Origin of the sequence: Dokdonia sp. MED134 (assembly GCF_000152925.2) — a bacterium.
In the GTDB taxonomy this organism is placed as follows: domain Bacteria; phylum Bacteroidota; class Bacteroidia; order Flavobacteriales; family Flavobacteriaceae; genus Dokdonia.
Genome location: NZ_CP009301.1, coordinates 761,633 through 779,676 on the forward strand (window position 1 = coordinate 761,633; position 18,044 = coordinate 779,676).

General features: G+C 38.2%; 17 protein-coding genes. 7 read left to right on the forward strand and 10 right to left on the reverse strand.

The genetic code is table 11. The features are described from left to right. Positions 1 to 3: 3 nt before the first annotated feature. From MED134_RS03345 to MED134_RS03360, 4 genes are all read right to left on the reverse strand, one after another. A complete protein-coding gene (locus MED134_RS03345) occupies positions 4 to 951 on the reverse strand; it encodes an NAD(P)H-dependent flavin oxidoreductase (RefSeq protein ID WP_021778778.1) in 948 nt (315 codons plus the stop codon). Next, entirely contained in the window at positions 951 to 2,564 is a 1,614-nt protein-coding gene (locus MED134_RS03350) for a S8 family serine peptidase (RefSeq protein ID WP_021778777.1), read from the reverse strand. The genes MED134_RS03345 and MED134_RS03350 overlap by 1 nt, the downstream gene beginning before the upstream one ends. A 46-nt stretch (positions 2,565 to 2,610) precedes the next feature. After that, a complete protein-coding gene (mnmA, locus tag MED134_RS03355; RefSeq protein WP_021778776.1) occupies positions 2,611 to 3,804 on the reverse strand; it encodes a tRNA 2-thiouridine(34) synthase MnmA in 1,194 nt (397 codons plus the stop codon). A 209-nt stretch (positions 3,805 to 4,013) separates the two neighbouring features. Beyond that, the gene (locus MED134_RS03360; RefSeq protein WP_021778775.1) at positions 4,014 to 4,706 is read right to left on the reverse strand and encodes a toxin-antitoxin system YwqK family antitoxin; all 693 of its coding nucleotides are present in this window, start codon (positions 4,704 to 4,706) and stop codon (positions 4,014 to 4,016) included. A 69-nt stretch (positions 4,707 to 4,775) separates the two neighbouring features. Between MED134_RS03360 and MED134_RS03365 the strand changes: the two genes are divergently transcribed. After that, positions 4,776 to 6,176 carry a fasciclin domain-containing protein gene (locus tag MED134_RS03365; protein WP_021778774.1) on the forward strand — a complete coding sequence of 467 codons (1,401 nt, stop codon included), beginning with the start codon at positions 4,776 to 4,778 and terminating at the stop codon, positions 6,174 to 6,176. 138 nt (positions 6,177 to 6,314) lie between these two features. Here the strand turns inward: MED134_RS03365 and MED134_RS03370 are convergent, their stop codons facing one another. Then, positions 6,315 to 8,342, reverse strand: a complete 2,028-nt coding sequence (locus MED134_RS03370) for a dipeptidyl-peptidase 3 family protein (RefSeq protein ID WP_021778773.1) — start codon at positions 8,340 to 8,342, stop codon at positions 6,315 to 6,317. 87 nt (positions 8,343 to 8,429) lie between these two features. Here MED134_RS03370 and MED134_RS03375 point away from each other — a divergent pair, with 87 nt between their 5' ends. Both MED134_RS03375 and crcB read left to right on the forward strand, forming a co-directional pair. Next, complete coding sequence (locus tag MED134_RS03375; protein ID WP_021778772.1) at positions 8,430 to 9,461, forward strand: SRPBCC family protein; 1,032 nt, start codon at positions 8,430 to 8,432, stop codon at positions 9,459 to 9,461. Positions 9,462 to 9,467: 6 nt separating this feature from the next. After that, complete coding sequence (crcB, locus tag MED134_RS03380; protein WP_021778771.1) at positions 9,468 to 9,839, forward strand: fluoride efflux transporter CrcB; 372 nt, start codon at positions 9,468 to 9,470, stop codon at positions 9,837 to 9,839. A 16-nt stretch (positions 9,840 to 9,855) separates the two neighbouring features. Here crcB and MED134_RS03385 read toward each other — a convergent pair whose 3' ends face one another. Then, complete coding sequence (locus MED134_RS03385; protein ID WP_021778770.1) at positions 9,856 to 10,350, reverse strand: YkgJ family cysteine cluster protein; 495 nt, start codon at positions 10,348 to 10,350, stop codon at positions 9,856 to 9,858. A 23-nt stretch (positions 10,351 to 10,373) separates the two neighbouring features. Here MED134_RS03385 and MED134_RS03390 point away from each other — a divergent pair, with 23 nt between their 5' ends. Further along, positions 10,374 to 11,084, forward strand: a complete 711-nt coding sequence (locus MED134_RS03390) for a class I SAM-dependent methyltransferase (protein ID WP_021778769.1) — start codon at positions 10,374 to 10,376, stop codon at positions 11,082 to 11,084. Here the strand turns inward: MED134_RS03390 and MED134_RS03395 are convergent. Beyond that, positions 11,077 to 11,607 (reverse strand): DUF2059 domain-containing protein, encoded by a 531-nt coding sequence (locus tag MED134_RS03395; RefSeq protein WP_038597008.1) that lies wholly within the window; start codon positions 11,605 to 11,607, stop codon positions 11,077 to 11,079. The two genes, MED134_RS03390 and MED134_RS03395, sit on opposite strands and share 8 nt — an antisense overlap. A 43-nt stretch (positions 11,608 to 11,650) precedes the next feature. Here MED134_RS03395 and MED134_RS03400 point away from each other — a divergent pair, with 43 nt between their 5' ends. Further along, positions 11,651 to 12,424 (forward strand): hypothetical protein, encoded by a 774-nt coding sequence (locus tag MED134_RS03400; RefSeq protein WP_021778767.1) that lies wholly within the window; start codon positions 11,651 to 11,653, stop codon positions 12,422 to 12,424. A gap of 76 nt (positions 12,425 to 12,500) precedes the next feature. Here MED134_RS03400 and MED134_RS03405 read toward each other — a convergent pair whose 3' ends face one another. After that, positions 12,501 to 14,555: a LysM peptidoglycan-binding domain-containing protein gene (locus MED134_RS03405; protein WP_158407696.1), complete on the reverse strand. Its 2,055-nt coding sequence runs from the start codon at positions 14,553 to 14,555 to the stop codon at positions 12,501 to 12,503. A gap of 9 nt (positions 14,556 to 14,564) precedes the next feature. Further along, complete coding sequence (guaA, locus tag MED134_RS03410; RefSeq protein ID WP_038600862.1) at positions 14,565 to 16,097, reverse strand: glutamine-hydrolyzing GMP synthase; 1,533 nt, start codon at positions 16,095 to 16,097, stop codon at positions 14,565 to 14,567. 342 nt (positions 16,098 to 16,439) lie between these two features. Between guaA and MED134_RS03415 the strand changes: the two genes are divergently transcribed. Further along, entirely contained in the window at positions 16,440 to 17,009 is a 570-nt protein-coding gene (locus MED134_RS03415) for a hypothetical protein (RefSeq protein WP_021778764.1), read from the forward strand. On the opposite strand, the gene MED134_RS03420 is transcribed toward MED134_RS03415, so the two are convergent. After that, positions 17,002 to 17,436 (reverse strand): Lrp/AsnC family transcriptional regulator, encoded by a 435-nt coding sequence (locus MED134_RS03420; RefSeq protein WP_021778763.1) that lies wholly within the window; start codon positions 17,434 to 17,436, stop codon positions 17,002 to 17,004. The two genes, MED134_RS03415 and MED134_RS03420, sit on opposite strands and share 8 nt — an antisense overlap. Positions 17,437 to 17,545: 109 nt before the next feature. Here MED134_RS03420 and MED134_RS03425 point away from each other — a divergent pair, with 109 nt between their 5' ends. Continuing rightward, positions 17,546 to 17,968: a hypothetical protein gene (locus tag MED134_RS03425; protein WP_021778762.1), complete on the forward strand. Its 423-nt coding sequence runs from the start codon at positions 17,546 to 17,548 to the stop codon at positions 17,966 to 17,968. The last annotated feature ends 76 nt before the right edge of the window (positions 17,969 to 18,044 follow it).

Here is an 18,044-nt window from a genome sequence, read left to right on the forward strand (position 1 = left end):
GTATTACCAGTTATCAAAATTGAGTAATGCATTTTTTGCCTCCGTATACTCAGCTATCATATCGCTTACTATAGTTGCAGCAGGTTTTATGTCATTTATAAGTCCAGATATTTGTCCTATTTCAAGTTCTCCTTGTTCTAAGTCTCCCTCAAACATTCCTTTCTTTGCTCTTGCACGACCTAATAGTTGAACTAGTTGCTCTTTAGTAGGTGCTGTAGTATATAAGGCTGCTACCTCTTCATAAAATTTATTTTTTATAAGTCTTACAGGCGCCAGTTCTTTAAGAGTTAATACTGTATCACCTTCTTGCGTATCTATAATAGCTTGTTTAAATAATTGATGCGCGCTAGACTCATCACTTGCTGCAAATCTACTTCCTACCTGTACACCATCTGCTCCTAGTGTCATTGCAGCAAGCATACCTCTACCCGTAGCAATACCACCAGCTGCAATAAGAGGTACATCTATCTTATCTTTTACCATAGGGATGAGTGTAAAAGTTGTTGTTTCCTCACGACCATTATGACCACCTGCTTCAAAACCTTCGGCTACAACGGCATCTACACCAGCTTCTTGAGCCTTTAGTGCAAACTTCACACTACTTACTACGTGTACAACTTTAATACCGTGCTTCTTTAATTCTTTAGTCCAAAGCTTTGGATTACCTGCGCTTGTAAAAACAATAGGCACCTTATAATCTACCACAGTTTTCATATGCTCTTCTATGTTAGGGTACAACATAGGTATGTTAACCCCAAAAGGTTTATCTGTAGCTTTCTTGCACTTCTCAACGTGCTCTACAAGCACATCTGGATACATAGAAGCAGCACCTATGATACCAAGACCGCCAGCGTTACTTACAGCACTAGCAAGACGCCATCCAGAGTTCCAAATCATTCCTCCCTGTATAAGAGGGTATTTTATTTTAAATAACGAAGTAATTCTATTCATTAGGATTTTATAAATTTTTGTGTAATAAGCGTGGTACCATCATTAATCTGTATGAGATACACTCCTTTTTTTAGATTTGCTACAGGTAGATAACTTGCCTGAGACTCTACTGTTTTTGTCGCTACGAGTTTTCCAAGAATATCATAGATATGTACATCTACTTTGCTTACATCTTCAGGAAATACTATCATCGCGATCTCCGAGGCAGGATTAGGCACGATTTGGTACGTGCTGTTATTATTATAATCTTCTAGAGTTAATAAATCATCTAGTGCTGCGCCAAAATCTGGTATTCCGTACCCAAGCTGTGCTGTAGGGTTCGTGTATAGAGAAGCAGACTCCCTCACTATTTGCATAACGTCTGCATTAGTACGTTGCGGGTTTGCTTGCCAAAAGCTTGTAATAGCTCCCGCCATTATAGGTGAGCTAAAGCTCGTACCATTGTTTGTAGTTATGTTATTATTTTGATCTATCACAGCACTACTAGCACCCTTTGCAACCACATCTGGTTTGATACGACCATCACTAGAAGGACCTATACTACTAAAACTAGCATAATCGCCATTCTCATCTACAGCTCCTACCGTAAAAGACCCAAAAGCATCTGCTGGAGCACTTATCATCCCATTGCCACTGTTACCAGCACTAGTTACCACAAGCATTCCTTTCTCAAAAGCAAGATTTGCACCGCGCGATATAAAGGTAGACTGGCCATCCATATCTTCATACGTATAGTCATAATCTGGATTGTCAAAAGTGCGATAGCCTAGAGAGGTGTTTATAACATCTACACCCAGACTATCTGCTCGCTCTGCTGCTTCTACCCAGTAAGACTCCTCTACGGGATTTTCACTAGCTACATCTTCTGTACGAAAACAATAAACAGCAACATCTGGAGCTGTTCCCACAAACTCATCTTCTATAAAACCTACAATATCGCTCAACACACGTGTACCGTGACTGCTATTTGAAAATGCAAACTCATTATCTTCTCGACTTACAAAATCATAACCATCCAGTAACTTCCCTGCATCTCTCAATCGTGCAAAACCTTCATTTTCATCTACTCCAGGAAAACCAGAATCCATAACAGCTATAACCATCCCCTCACCTGTATAATCTTGTAGATGTAACTCATCTACCGATAGCATAGTAACTTGATTATCTGTCGCCCCATAATTAAAAACTACTCTACTTTGAGATTGGAGAGGATCTTCTTTAGAAAAAAGTAATGGTGTCGCATCTCTGGTAATACTCTTATTTGCATACTCAATAGCACTAACAAATGGTAGGTTTTCTAGTGTTGCTACCTGGGTTTCTGTACCACGTACGTGTACACAGTTCATCCATTTTGATTTTGCAAGCACTGTAATGCCTGTTTGTGATTTTATCTCAGTAATGTAACTTTCATTCACAGGGACATCACGCTCATCTATAATAACACCGTGTAGTTCTTTACGATCAAGTGCTTCTTGTGAGAGTATCGTTATGGGATTTTCTAAGCTTTGGGTGACATTTTCTTTATCTACAAAATAAACCCAAGCATCTTGTGCCTCTTGGGCATTTGTGTAAAAGCATACAAACAGTAGACTTAAAAATAATAGGGATCTCATAGCGACATAGTTTATGAGCCAGGGCTCGTAGGATTTCGTACGTAAGTTACGAAATAACCCCAGAACCGAGACACTCCTCACCGTGATGCCAGGCTACAAATTGCCCCTCGGCTATGGCTGTTTGTGGGTTGTCAAATATGACATACATACCTCCATCTACTCTATATAAAGTGGCTTTCTCAAGAGGTTGACGGTAACGTATGCGTGCCTCTACCTGCATTGTCTCATCTACCGCAAGTGTAAGATCTTCTCGTATCCAGTGTATCTCTTCTTCCTTTACAAAAAGTCCTTTACGATATAAACCTCTATGGTTTTTTCCTTGACCGGTGTATATCACATTATCCTTTACATCTGTATCTATTACAAAGAGTGGCTCTACCGTTCCGCCTACGCCTAGTCCTTTGCGCTGGCCTATGGTAAAATAATGAGCCCCTTGATGCTTCCCTACTACTCTTCCTTCGGCTACGGTATATGATGGTTTTTTTACAAGGTTTTCTAATTCCGCTTTCGCGAAAGCGTTACTAGCCTTATCACCACCCGCAACTTCCGGTATAACGGTCTCTGGCACCTCAACGATAACACCTTCCTTAGGTTTAAGCTGCTGCTGAAGAAAATCTGGCAGACGTACCTTCCCTATAAAACAAAGTCCTTGAGAATCTTTCTTACCTGCAGTAACGAGTTCTTGTTGCAGTGCTATGTCACGTACCTCTGGCTTTTGTAAATGGCCTATAGGAAACAACGTTTTTGCCAGTTGATCCTGCGATAGCTGACATAAAAAGTAAGATTGATCTTTATTATTATCTGCCCCAGCGATAAGTTGGTATACTGTCTTACCATCTACCTCTATAGATGATTTCTGGCAGTAATGTCCCGTTGCGACGTAGTCTGCACCCAGTGAAAGTGCAATTTTCATAAACACGTCAAATTTAATCTCGCGATTACATAGAACATCTGGATTAGGCGTGCGCCCCATCTCGTACTCTCTAAACATATAATCTACAATGCGTTCTTGATACTGCTCACTAAGATCTACCGTTTGAAAAGGGATTCCTAACTTTTCGGCAACAAGCATCGCATCGTTACTATCATCTAGCCACGGGCACTCATCAGAGATTGTTACAGAGTCATCGTGCCAGTTTTTCATAAAAAGGCCTATCACATTGTATCCCTGCTCCTTAAGCAAGTATGCTGTAACACTACTATCTACTCCTCCACTTAGACCTACTACTACCGTTTTCATAACTTTTACTTAGATATTGTATACTCAATAGTCCCTTTTGAGACTCGCATAAAGTGCCTAGAAACACTTAAAAAAATTGTGGCGCAAAATTACAAAATAACAAGCCATTATAAGAATGACAAAATGTTACTTTTATACGCACTGTATAACTACTTATATACTCTAGTCTATTGTAGTAGTAACTGCTATGATTTCCTTACAGAACAGTACTATTGTACGCCTATTTTATTACGAGGATATTTAATCTCCTTGTCTACTTGACCATTTTTGTAATACTTCCAGAGGCCGTGTTTTCTATTATTCTTATAATTACCCGCTACTTCTTTCTCTCCATAACCGTTATAGAAGATGGCTGGCCCTTCTAGCTTATCTTGTTTATAGGTTACACTTTTAAGCACCTTTCCTTCCTCTGTATAAGTGATAGCCTTTCCTTTTTTGTTTCCATCTACATATTGCTCGACAAGTGCCGGAAGTCCGCTTATAAAAAAGACATTGCGCTGTCCATCAAGAAGCCCATTTTTATACTGCTCTTTTATCATAATTGTGGAGCCGTCTTGGTGATATGACAGCCACTCACCTTGTCTTTTACGGTTCTTCATCTTACCTGAACTTACTTTCTTTCCCTCTGTTGTATAAAAAGTAACATCTACAAAAGGTGAATCTGTCGTATATTCTTTTATAGCCGTGGGATGGCCACCACTAGAATCATAAAATTTAAATACACCTATTTCTTTACCGTGGTTAAAAGATCCAGTATATCTTAATTGTTTTGAACTCTCATAGGTTTTTTGCCATACGCCGTGACGCTTTCCAGCAGCGTCATATTGATTAATCTCCTGAGCGGCTGTAATACACTGAAAATGAACTACTATTAAGAATAAGCAAACTGTTAATTTTGACATTTTAACTATTTATTGGGATTATTTTTTGTTTATCTATTTTAGCTTTACATTAAACAAAAACTACAAACTATGAAAAATCTATTTAATCTTACAAAATTAGCATTTCTTGCTTTAACGCTATTTGTCTCAGTATCGTGTGATGATGATGATGATAATGGAAATATTATCGAAGGAGAAAGCAACACTATTGCAGACTTTGTTGCAGCAAATGATGACTACAGTTCTTTACTAGCTGCACTTCAACAAACAGATCTAGATGCAACACTTGCTGGTAATGGAACATTTACAGTATTTGCTCCTAACAATGCTGCATTTGAAACCTTTTTAGATGGAACAGCCTTAGAAGACGTAGATACAGACGTACTAAGACAAGTACTACTTAATCACGTTCTTAACACGACACTTACATCTACAGACCTAACAACGGGTTATGTAACAAATCTCGCAACAGAGCCTTCTTCTAATGCTAATATAAGTTTATATGTAGACACAACAGATGGGGTGGTTCTAAATGGTCAATCATCTGTGACTACACCAGATATTGAAACTGATAATGGTGTTATACACGCTGTAGATACGGTAATAGCCTTACCTACCATAGCAACATTTGCCACAACAAATCCTGCATTAACCTCACTAGTTGCGGCACTCACAGATGAGGGGAACACAACATTTACAACATTGCTAAGCGACACAGAACAAGACTTTACAGTTTTTGCTCCTACTAATGATGCGTTTGACACATTTCTTGATGGTTCAGCACTAGAAGATGTAGATAATGATGTACTAGTACAAGTATTATCTAACCACGTGGTACCAGGCACAGTTGCCATCTCTGGGACACTTACTAATAGTTATGTAAATACTGCAGCTACCTTTAATGGTGAGGCAGATGCACCTTTAAGCTTATATATTAACACAGATAACGGTGTTACTCTTAACGGTGGGTCTGATGTAATCATTGCAGATATTGTTGCAGTAAATGGTGTTGTACACGTAGTAGATACTGTAATAGGGTTACCAGATGTAACAACATTTGCTACGGCAGATCCTAACTTTTCTACATTAGTATCAGCGCTTACTGCAGATGCATCATTTGGATACGTAGGAGCTTTACAAACTCCAAATGGAACAGATCCTGCGCCGTTTACTGTGCTTGCTCCCGTAAACACGGCTTTTGAAAATTTACTTACTGATCTTGGTGTAGATTCTCTAGATGATATTGATACTGCTACACTCGCTGCTACACTAGAACTACACGTTATTGCTGGAGCAAATGTAAGAGCAGAAGATCTTGCTGGTCTTGATGGAATGATGGTAGAAACACTAGGCGGTACAAACATTACGATACAGGCAGATCCTGCAGCGGCAATTGATCCAGATAATGATGAGAACCCAATAGTTGCTACAAATGTACAGGCTACAAATGGCGTTATACACGCTGTAAGTAGAGTATTAAGAGATTTATAATATCCCTCAAAATTTTGTTTAGATAAGCTCCATTGTACTTCTCATACGGTGGGGCTTTCTTTATTTTAAGAATTAAAAAAGGCTCTCTTTTCAATGTTGAAAGAGAGCCTTTTTACTTTTCGCGAAAGCGTTATAACACTATTTTAGTGATCCATACTTAGATGCATACTCTAGCATTTGTGACTCAAAGCTTTCTGGCTGCTGGATAGAAAAACCAGTGATCTCCTCACCATCCATAGTAGGCACAATAGCTGGGTTTACAAAACCGCTGTAAGGTGCGCTTTTAAACTGGCTGTTGCGGTCAAGCACTTCTTTGTGAATGTCTTGATCTACTTGTACTCCATAATCTTCTACAAGATTTTTTGCAGCTTCATAATCTCCTTCAGAAGTGATGCGTTGTGTCTCTCTAAGAAGTTCTCCAAAAATCTCACGCAGCTTTACATAGTCATTTATGTTATAGTACGTCTTACCATCTCTAGTAACTTTTTCTATCACATTATCTTCTAGACCGCGCTCGTAAGACCAAGCACTCACCCACTGGCGATTTACCATATGTGCTTCTTCTACCATATCACCAAGTTCTAAACGTATAAGTTGCGTTATAAGACCGTTACGTATGTAACCGTCATAGGCCGCCTTACCCGTTTTCTCCCAGTCTTCTACAAGACCTAGTTCTTGAAGTTTTGGATCCATAAGGTAGTATAGCCCAAAAAGGTCTGCTCTACCTTCTTCTATGGTAGATTTATAACGTTTAAGCGTTTCCTTAGGTGTCCCTACTCCTTTATTAATTTGACCAGAGGCGTGACCTACTACTTCGTGTAGCGCTGTGTGAAGTTTATCTCCTAGTTGACCATACTCCTCCTCTAGCGCAATCTCTTCTTCATCGTGCGCAAACTCTTTAAGACGTCCAGAACCTCCCGCATTGTTATATGCGTTTATAATGTTACCTAGTGATACAGACTTACTACCGTGCGTCTGGCGTATCCAGTTATTGTTAGGTAAGTTAACTCCTATAGGTGTAGAAGGTGATGCATCTCCGGCCTCACCAGCAACAATTACTGTTTTATAAGAAACACCTTTTACAGTTTCTTTTTTATGCTCTGGCATAAGTGGTGAGTTATCTTCAAACCATTGTGCCTCTGTAGAGAGTACTGCCATCTTTTTTGACATATCAAAATCTTTGATTTGTACGATGGTTTCATAAGACCCCTTATATCCTTTAGGGTCATTATATACTTCTATAAAACCATTTATCCAGTCTATATTTCCCTCGGTAGAAGTTGCCCAGGCAATACAGTAATCATCCCAAGTGTCTAAACTTCCCGTCTGGTAGTACTCGATAAGTAATCCTAAAGCTTTTTCTTGTTGCTCATTTTCGGCAACAGTTTTTGCCTTTTCTAGCCATCCTATAATATTATCTATGGCCTCTCCATAAAGACCGCCACTCTTATAAACTTGCTCTACAAGTTTTCCGTTTTCTTTTACTAGACGCGTATTAAGTCCTTTTTCTATAGGCTCATTTGTATCTACTTTTATGGCGTCATAAAACTGCTCTGCCTCTGCTGTGGTAACATCTGGGCCATAAAAGTTTATCGCACTCTCAAGTACAATATCTGCATCTTTAGAGAGGTTTACTTTCTTGCTGTCTTTATCATTAAAAAGCACATCAAAAGCTTCACCTTCGAGCGTAGCACCGCTCTCTGCGAGTACTTTTTTAAGATACTCTGGTGAGAAGTCAGGTTTCATCTTTGCATTACTATAGTGGTGGTGTATCCCGTTTGCAAACCAGATTCTCTTTAGGTATGTTTCAAACTGTGCCCACTCTTCGCCTGTTTTTTCCACCTTATCTGATGTATATACAGTCTCAAGAGCCTCTCTAATAGCAAGATTATGTCTGTAGTTTTGAGCCCACATAATATCACGACCAGCAAGACCAGCCTGTGTCATATAGTACACTAGTTTTTGCTCTTTTAGTGTAAGATCTTCAAATCCTGGTATTTGATAACGTAGTATTTTAATATCTGCAAACTGACCTACTGTAAAATCAAAGTCTGTGGTGGCGGTTTTTTCCGCTTTCGCGAAAGCGTTATCATCCTTCTTTTCTTCTGCGCATCCTACTGCTACCATAGCGGCAATGGCAAGTGCGTATACTCCTTTATATTTCATATGTTTTGTGTAAATAATGGTCGTAAATATAACGAAATTCCACACGATGAATTTTATTATCTTTACCCATAAACCAAACCATCACCAATGAAATTCTTAAAATTCTTCCTTTTTCTTATTCTTATCGTAGTTATAGGAGGTGCTATTTATTTTGGTACACAAGACGGCACCTATCAAATAGAATCTACACGCACGATGAATGCACCAAAAGAGGTGATTTATGATATTGTAAACGAGTATAAAACTTGGGAGGACTGGGGACCTTGGAAAAAAGAAGAGCCTACAATGGTTTTTAACTATGCAGATAAAACATCTGGCGAGGGAGCTTCATATAGCTGGCAAGGTGAGATGGATGGTAGTATGACTACTACAGAGGCTATACCTCATACTTCTATAAAACAGGATATGACTTTACAAACTCCAGGTGGAGAGCGCAAGCCAGAGGTTTACTGGACTTTTGAAACTACACCAGAACTAGCAACCATCGTTACCTGGGGAATACAAGGAGAGCATACACTTATGGATAAGGTGTACTATGCCATCACAGGTATGGACTTTGATGGTGATATGATGGCGATGTATGATGAAGGGCTTACAGGACTGGAAGCTGCAGCCAGAAAAGAAATCTCAAAATACACTGTTAATGTAGATGGTATCACGCAATATAGCGGCGGTTTTTACCTTTATAGAACTACCTCTGCAAAGGCTAATAAAGTATCTCAAATAATGGGTGAGAATTATGGTGGTATTACTGCTTTTATGAATGAAAACAACATCGCAATAAGTGGGATGCCATTTACTATATATAATGAGACGCTAGATAATGGTGATGTTATTATGACTAATGCCTTACCGGTAAGAGAAAAAATAATTGTTGCAGGTGATGCAAACGTCTTTAGTGGTTATATGCCTACGGTTACTGCTGTAAAGGCAACCTTACGTGGCAATTATGTAAACCTAGGTGAAGCCTGGGCAACAGCGATGCAATATGTACAAGATCAAGGATACACCTTATCAAGCGAAAAGCCATTTGAGGTGTACGTAACAGATCCTCAAAATCACCCTAACCCTGCAAACTGGGTGACAGAGATTTATGTACCTATAGAAGATATAAAATAAACCAATTTGAAATCGCTCTTACTCGTTTTTATAGGTGGTGGCACTGGCAGTGTAGCCAGATATCTATTAGGTAAATACCTTAACAGCACAACAACGGGAATACCCTATGGGACCTTTGCTGCAAACGTGCTGGGTAGTTTACTTATAGGCATCATTTTAGGGTGGGCGCTTAAAAACAATTCGCTGTCTAGTAATACAGCTTTGCTACTAGCTACAGGATTTTGTGGCGGGTTTACGACTTTCTCAACCTTTGCTTATGAGAACCACGTATTTCTTAAATCTGGAGACTTTATGACTTTTGCACTTTATGCTATCGCTAGTTTTGCGCTAGGGATACTTGCCGTTTTTGGAGGTATGGAAATTGCAAAGGCTTTATAGCTTTAAAGTTATATTATTACAACTTAATACGCTTTTTCATTTCTTCTACGATATTAAAAGCAGCTGGGCACATTTTTACATTTTCTAACGTAAGCTTAGAGATTTGCTGAAACTTTTTTCTATCCGTGTGTGGAAACTCTCTGCAAGCCTTAGGGCGTACCTCATATATAGAGCAGTAATTATCTGCTCCTAGAAAAGTACACGGGGTTTCCTGTAGCACATAGTCCTTATCTTCATCTACTCTCAAATAAGTTTTAATAAAATCAAATTCCTTCATTCTGAAGTGTTTTGAAATACGCTGTATGTCCTTATCTGTAAATAAAGGTCCTGTGGTTTTACAACAATTTGCACACGTAAGGCAGTCTGTTCTTTCAAACTCCTCTTCGTGCAATTCTTGCATTATGTAGTCAAGTTTTTTTGGCGGTTTATTGCGCAGCTTTGCAAAGAATTTTTTGTTCTCATTCTGCTTATCTTTGGCCAGCTGTGGGAGGCTTTTTAATACTTCTTCCATCGCGCAAAGGTAATAATAAAGGTATGGGTACAAAGGCAGATATTTTTGGGGCAGCGCTTCTTGATTTTATGAATGATGAGTATACAGAAGATATTGTGGTACACTCCTCTATAGCCGAAGATGATGTGATACCCGTTCCTTATCTATTCAGAGATTTTAAAGAAATGCCCTTACTTGAACAGAAAGCTTTAGAACTTTCTAAAGGTAAAACACTTGATATAGGCAGTGGTGCCGGTAGCCATAGTCTCTGGTTACAAGAGCAAGGTCTTGATGTCACTGGTATTGATATAAGTGAGGGGGCTGTTACGCTTTCGCGAAAGCGTGGTCTTAAAAATTCTATACAAGGTGCTATACTTGATCACAAAGGCACTTATGACACGCTACTATTACTAATGAACGGCACGGGAATATTTGAAAAAGTGCAGAAAATACATAGCTATTTAAAACATCTCAAATCATTACTATTGCCTGAAGGACAAATTCTCATAGATGGTTCTGATATAGCCTATATGTTTGAAGACGAAGATGGTGGTTTCTGGGTAGACACCCATCGTGATTATTATGGTGAGGTCACTTATAGTATGAGTTACAAGGGTGTACAAGGAGACACTTTTGATTGGTTATATCTAGATTATGCAAAGCTTGAGTGGTATGCAAAAAAAAATGAGCTCAAGTGTGAGCTCATTTTTGAAGGTGATCATTATGATTATCTTGCAAGGCTATCGCTTACATAGAGTATCCCTTTTCGGCAAGTTTATCTACCATAGAGCGATATAAATCTCTACTCCATATTTGAGAAATCTCACCTACATTTTGTGCGATATCTGGTTCTACCATTAATATTTTTTGACCAGTAGGTGTATTGTAAAATACAGAGGCCTCTTTTTGCTGCTCATAGCTTAAGGCTGTTCTGTCTGCAAGTAACTGTCGTCCCGTACCAGTTTCATAAAAGGCAAGCATATTTTGTATATCTTCTTGACTATAGCTACCTCTGTATGCAGATACGAGCATATTTAAAATGCGTTCTACTTGTTTTGGTGTTTCTGCTTTAAGTTCTGTCCAGACTGTTTCTGGCACATTCTGACTTTCGTATTGCTTTTTAAGAAGGTCAAAAAGACCATCTGTAGCGTTACTATATTGCGCCTCTGTTCCGTTTACTTTAAAATAAGCAAGTACATCTTCGTGATAACTAGTATCTTGAGCCTGAATAGTCAGAGAAGAAATAAAAAATATGGCTAAAAGTAATTTTTTCATCATTTTTACGATTAAATTATAGCGATAAATATAGAACATATAACATATGAAATCCTCACAATATCTCACATTTTTATTTGTATTCCTTACTATCGCTTTAGGTTGTAGTGAAGATGATACAACAACTGTTCCAGAAACAAATGAAAATGCCGCAAACCAACAACCTCTAGGAAGCTCTGCTGCAGAACTACTATCTAGTGAGGACTTTACAAGTATGCGTGTAGAGATCGCTTACCCACAAGGTTTTAGACCTACACAGCAAACCCTAGATTTACTCTTACCATTTTTAGAAGAAAGACTGGATAAACCAGACGGCATTACAATGGTAGAATCTATTATAACGACTGATGAAACAGGACCTTATGATATAAACGAGATAGTAGCTATTGAGGATGCGAATAGAACGGTGTTTAACAATGGTGATGAACTAGGCGTGTGGCTTTTCTTTTCTGACGAGCGCAGTGAGGGAGACAGCGGTAACTCTGTAGTACTAGGCTCTGCATATAGAAATACTTCTATGGTTATTTATGAGAAAACCTTTATTGAACTTGCAAATAACTCTACTACACCTATTAATAGAACACTTATAGAGACCTCTACTATACGTCACGAGTTTGGACACATATTTGGCCTTGTAAATACGGGAACGCCAGATTTATCTGGTCACGAAGATTTAGATAACACTAGACATTGCAATGTAGAGGACTGCCTTATGTATTTTCAGACGGTAACAAATTCCTTTAATACAAGCTCAATAGAAAGCATACCAGATTTTGATGATTTATGTATTCAAGATCTACAGGCCAACGGTGGATTATAGATTGTACTACATAAAAAAATAAAAGGGCGATTGATTACTCAATCGCCCTTTTATTATAGTTTATGATCAACTTCAACTAGTCTTCTAATAAAGATGTTGTCACGACTTCTTCAAGTTGCAACGTGTCTGTATATTTTATCAAGTACACTGCCTGGTTAGAAAAACCACCTGCACCTCTTCTATCATACTTAAATTTATTCTCTATATAGTCTGTCTCTACTCCAGAAGAAGCTGCACTATATAAGTCTTGAGCATAAGCTAGACGTAGTAGTGTGTCATACATAAGATCATAACCACGTATGGCTTCTTTACTTGGGCTCACTCCATACTTAGTCTCATAATTATCTACAAAGGCTTTTACATCTTTATACTTATATTCCTTCTCTACTGATGGAAAGTGAAATGAAAGATTTTTTAAGTGCTCGTGTTGTATCTCGTCACTATTATATGCACTACCTCTATTTGTTGTGAGTAATACGATCTTACGAACCCCCACTTGAGCATTTAGGTTAGTCGTAACATTACTTATTAATGGTACATCGTTAGACTCTAAGAACACCCAGTTTTCAAGCTCGTCTGAGAGTTGACTCGGGATATCATCTGGATATAAAAAGTAGCCTTTATCTCCAGATCTAGGGGCAACAGTCTTAGAATTTGGGAAAAGTGCCTTAATTTTAGATTTTGTACTTCCGTTTTTAGCATCTGCAATAATGACAATATTTTTGCCCTCTCCATTTTCTTTGAGGAATGATAGCATTTTGTCTCTTAACAATACATCGTTAGGTTTTGAGACAAATATATTACCGCGGCCGATTACCTTATTAGATATAGGGGATATTACAGGAATATTACGCGAGGATAACATAGAAGAAGCGCGATCTATATTACTTCCTAAAAGAGGTCCTATTACAGCATTAACACCGTTAAAATCATTAGACTGTATAATAGTCTCTACTTTTCTAGCATTTACTGCCTTCCCATCCTTACGGTTATATGCTGTGTCATAGGTATCTATACTTGCAGATATACCTATTTTTTTTGCATCTTCTGCGGCCATAAGGATACCGCTATATAAATCTAATGATAAACGTAGTATACGATCATTTTTAAGTAAATCCTCATTAGTCTCTATATTATCACTTGAAACACGGTTTACACCAAAAGGTAACATTACCGCTATTCTTTTTGTAGAAAAATCTGTTAGGCTAGTTTCAAGACTACCTTTCTTTCCAGGTACCATTATCACCTCTGGTTGCGCAGAGGTATCGCCATATGCAGGTGTAGGATTATCTGACCCTGGGCTTCCCTTAGGTACTTTAAGTATCATACCTTCCTTAAGACCTTCATCTAGTGCTGGGTTGAGTGTTAGAAGCTCATCTGCTTCAAGGTTTAAAGAACGTAGCAAGCTATACATTGTATTGCCTTTCTTAACTTCATAAAAAGCATACTTTTCATTATTAATAATAGTACTTTCTGCAAAGTTTGCCTTAGGCACATTAATCACATCGCCAATTTTAAGACCATCTTTTACTTGTGGGTTTACCTGCTCTAGCTCTGCTATTGTGATACCGTACTTTCTAGCAATACCGTATTTAGTCTCTTTTGCAATTACCTTATGTGTGGTTTGCTCTAGTGCGGCTGTTGTAGACTCTGGAAGTGATACTACAGACTCAGTAACTATTTCTGGTTTATAGTTAGTTGGGATACGTAGTTTATCGCCCTTTCTAAGAGTCTCACTATATAAACGCTTGTTATATCTCTTTATAACATCTTGAGGCACACCATAACGTTTTGATAAGCTATAAAGCGTCTCCTTTCGTTTTACTTTATGTGTCTTAAAGGTAAGATTATCTTGTTCTACAACTTGCGTGGTTACTTGTGAAGAGGCTGGTAAAATAAGAACTAGACCGTCATAAATTTCCTTCTTGGCATCTGGGTTGAGCTTTGTGATTTCCTTCTCACTTATACCGTACTTCTTTGCAATATCCTTTACAGTCTCACCTCCTTTTACTTGGTGAGATATAAATTTTTGAAAAAAGCTACTAGATGCTTTTGAAACTGCTGTGGTTGAGTTCGCTTTCGCGAAAGCGAAACAAAAAACAACCGCTATTGCTGCAATATATTTAGTCATATTCATATTTTATTCCCACTCTATAGTGGCTGGTGGCTTAGAGCTTATGTCATATACTACTCTATTAACGCCTTTTACCTTATTAATTATATCGTTAGACACTTTTTGTAAAAATTCGTAAGGAAGATTTACCCAGTCTGCCGTCATACCATCTGTACTCTCTACAGCTCTTAATGCTACACATTTTTCATAGGTACGCTCGTCACCCATTACTCCTACAGAGTTTACTGGGAGAAGCATTGCTCCTGCTTGCCATACCTTATCATATAATCCCCACTCACGAAGACCACTTATAAATATATGATCTACCTCTTGTAGTATGCGTACTTTCTCTGCAGTAATATCACCTAGTATTCTAATAGCTAGACCAGGTCCCGGAAAAGGGTGTCTACCTAAAAGCTCTGGAGATAATCCCATACTTGCTCCTACTCTACGCACTTCATCTTTAAATAACATTCTAAGAGGTTCTACTACCTCTAGTGTCATAAAATCTGGTAAACCTCCTACATTGTGGTGAGATTTTATGGTAGCGCTAGGACCTCCTGTTGCACTTACAGACTCTATCACATCTGGATAGATGGTGCCTTGCCCAAGCCATTTGGCATTTTCTACGAGCTTGCTTTCATCATCAAAAACTTCTACAAAAACACGACCAATAGCCTTACGCTTTGTCTCTGGGTCGCTTTCTCCCTCAAGTGCTTCCAAGAAGCGTGCCGAAGCATCTACTCCTTTTACATTGAGCCCCATACCTTCATACTGTTTAAGTACTTGAGTAAACTCATCTTTACGTAATAGACCGTTATTTACAAAGATGCAATACAGGTTTTTTCCTATTGCTTTATGTAGTAGTGTCGCTGCAACAGTACTATCTACACCTCCTGAGAGACCAAGTATCACGCGATCCTCTCCAAGTTTATCCTTAAGATCTGCCACAGTGGTATCTACAAAGGCATCTGGTGTCCAGGTTTGCGCTACACCAGCGATTTTTACTAAGAAGTTTTCTAATATTTTCTTCCCATCTGTAGAGTGATATACCTCTGGGTGAAACTGTATACCATAGGTATCTTCACCTTCTATTTTATACCCTGCATTTTCTACATCGTGGGTAGAGGCTATGCGCTTTGCTCCTGCTGGTAATTTTTTTATGGTATCACTGTGACTCATCCATACTTGACTACCCGTAGATACTCCTTCTAGAAAGGTTTCACCCTCTTCTACCATAGACAGTTTTGCACGACCATACTCACGTGTGTTAGACTGCCCTACTTCTCCATCAAAAAATTGTGCTAAGTATTGCGCTCCGTAACATACGCCCAGTAAGGGTTTTTTCCCTTTTATCTCTGAAAGGTCAGGATGCGGTGCATCTTCACTACGTACAGAGTGTGGAGACCCAGATAAGATTACAGCCTTGTAAGAAGACAGATCTTTAGGTTGATTGTTAAATGGTTTAATCTCGCAGTAGATATTTAACTCACGCACACGTCGTGCTATTAACTGCGTATATTGAGACCCGAAGTCTAAGATGAGAACGTTATTTTGCATAGGCAAAAATAGCATAATTATACAAAGATACCGGCTATATAATTCGACAAAAAATAACGGAGTTTTTAACAGTATTAATCTGTTGTGTTTTTTACTCAAGAGAGCTGCAGGATATCATATTTAGGTAAATAAAGTAGTTACAACTGTGTCGTAATACGTACAAATACTTTTTAAAATAGAAAAAGCTATCCGCTCATCGGGTGTTTATATCTACTTGTCGAAAAGTACCTTACATACGGCATTACAAGGAACTTAGAAGCCAAATAAGCCGTACATTTATAAGGAACCTCGAGGTAATTATCACCGATTGGATCTAATATTACCAACTTTACTAGCCAATTTATGATAAATGACGAAGATGAACGTTTTAACAGTGAACTAGACGAGTGGCGAAAACTACCTGTTTTTAAACAAGCTCTTGTAATACTGCACCTTGTAGAGCATATTATAGAGGGCATACACCTTGACGACCCTCATCCTAGCACTCACTATAAGCTTAGATTGTACGAACGATACACGAGACAAATGATGGAAAATGCACTTCTTATTCCGTCAGAAATCGCTACGGCAGATAGTACTGATCTTTACGATCATAAAATGGAAAATGCGACCATTATACGTAAAGCAGCAAAAGAAATTATTGCAGATAGTAAGGGATTACAAGCCTCTGGTTATAAAGAAGCAGAGTACTTAGAACTACTTTATGATGCAGTCGAAGAGTTTAGACCACTCTTTGCAGAGTGGGTGCAATCTTTTAGTACAAAAAACTTTATAATAGATCGCTGGGGATTATTTAATCCACCTGGAGTATCTTATGATGATCCTGTAGATACAATGAGTTTTGACAGTAAGTCCTTCTTAAGAGACTTAGAAGACGACTGGGATGATGGAGATGATGATGACCTTATTTAACAATAGGATTATAAGACACTACGTGAGATAATACAATCTGGGTTTTTGACTCACCATAGGTAATCACTCTATCTATAAGCTCTTCTAGATGCTTCTGGTTACGTAGTACAACTTCCATCACTATATTCTCATTTCCAGTAATGCGATAACAGTTTACTACCTCTTCCCATTTTTTTACATTTTCTATAAAAGGCTTAAGCTTACCCATAAATGCTCGTATTGTTATTATAGCCTTAAGTTGATAGCCCATTGCCTCTGGATTAACTATTGCTTTATACCCTTGTAAAATACCTGCATCTTCCATTTTACGTATGCGCTCACCCACTGCTGGAGAGCTCACGCCTACCTTTTTTGCTATAGCAGTATTAGACTGCCTAGCATCCTCTTGCAAACATTGTAAAATGCGATTATTTAAAGAATCAATCATAGTATTTAAAGTTTATAGTTAAAAATACACTTATTATTAAGCAATACCATCTATTGACTTAAAAAATTAAATAAGCATCTCAAAGCAAGCTTGTATTTTTACGTACACAATGCTTACTGTAAAAGACATACAACTCGCAAACCACAAAGACGCATCTCAGTGTACAGCTTATAGAGATGCTGTTGCGTTTTTTACGCTTTCGCGAAAGCTGTCTAAAAACAATTTATGCGCCAGTAAATGGAGATGCTTAAAGCAAAGAAAGCTAGCAGCACACCTTACAGAAAATATTTCTACAAGCGCATTATCATTACCTATGACCATCGCCGAAGCTTCTATTACAGTAGATTATGGCAAAAAATTGTTTTTTAAAAACACCATAGAAGAACGTGTAGAAAAGATATTATCTCTATGTAATAACCTTGAGGACGTGTATCAACCTAAAGACAAAAGGGCAAAGCAGTTATATAGAGCCGCAAATAAACTACAAGCAGGTGTAAAAAAATGGTCACTACATCTAACGTCTCAAAATTAATAATGTCAATAAGGCTAGCATTTACCTTGCTAGCGTCTTTTTTCTTTTTTTATGATTTTGATGTTAAATATCGTTA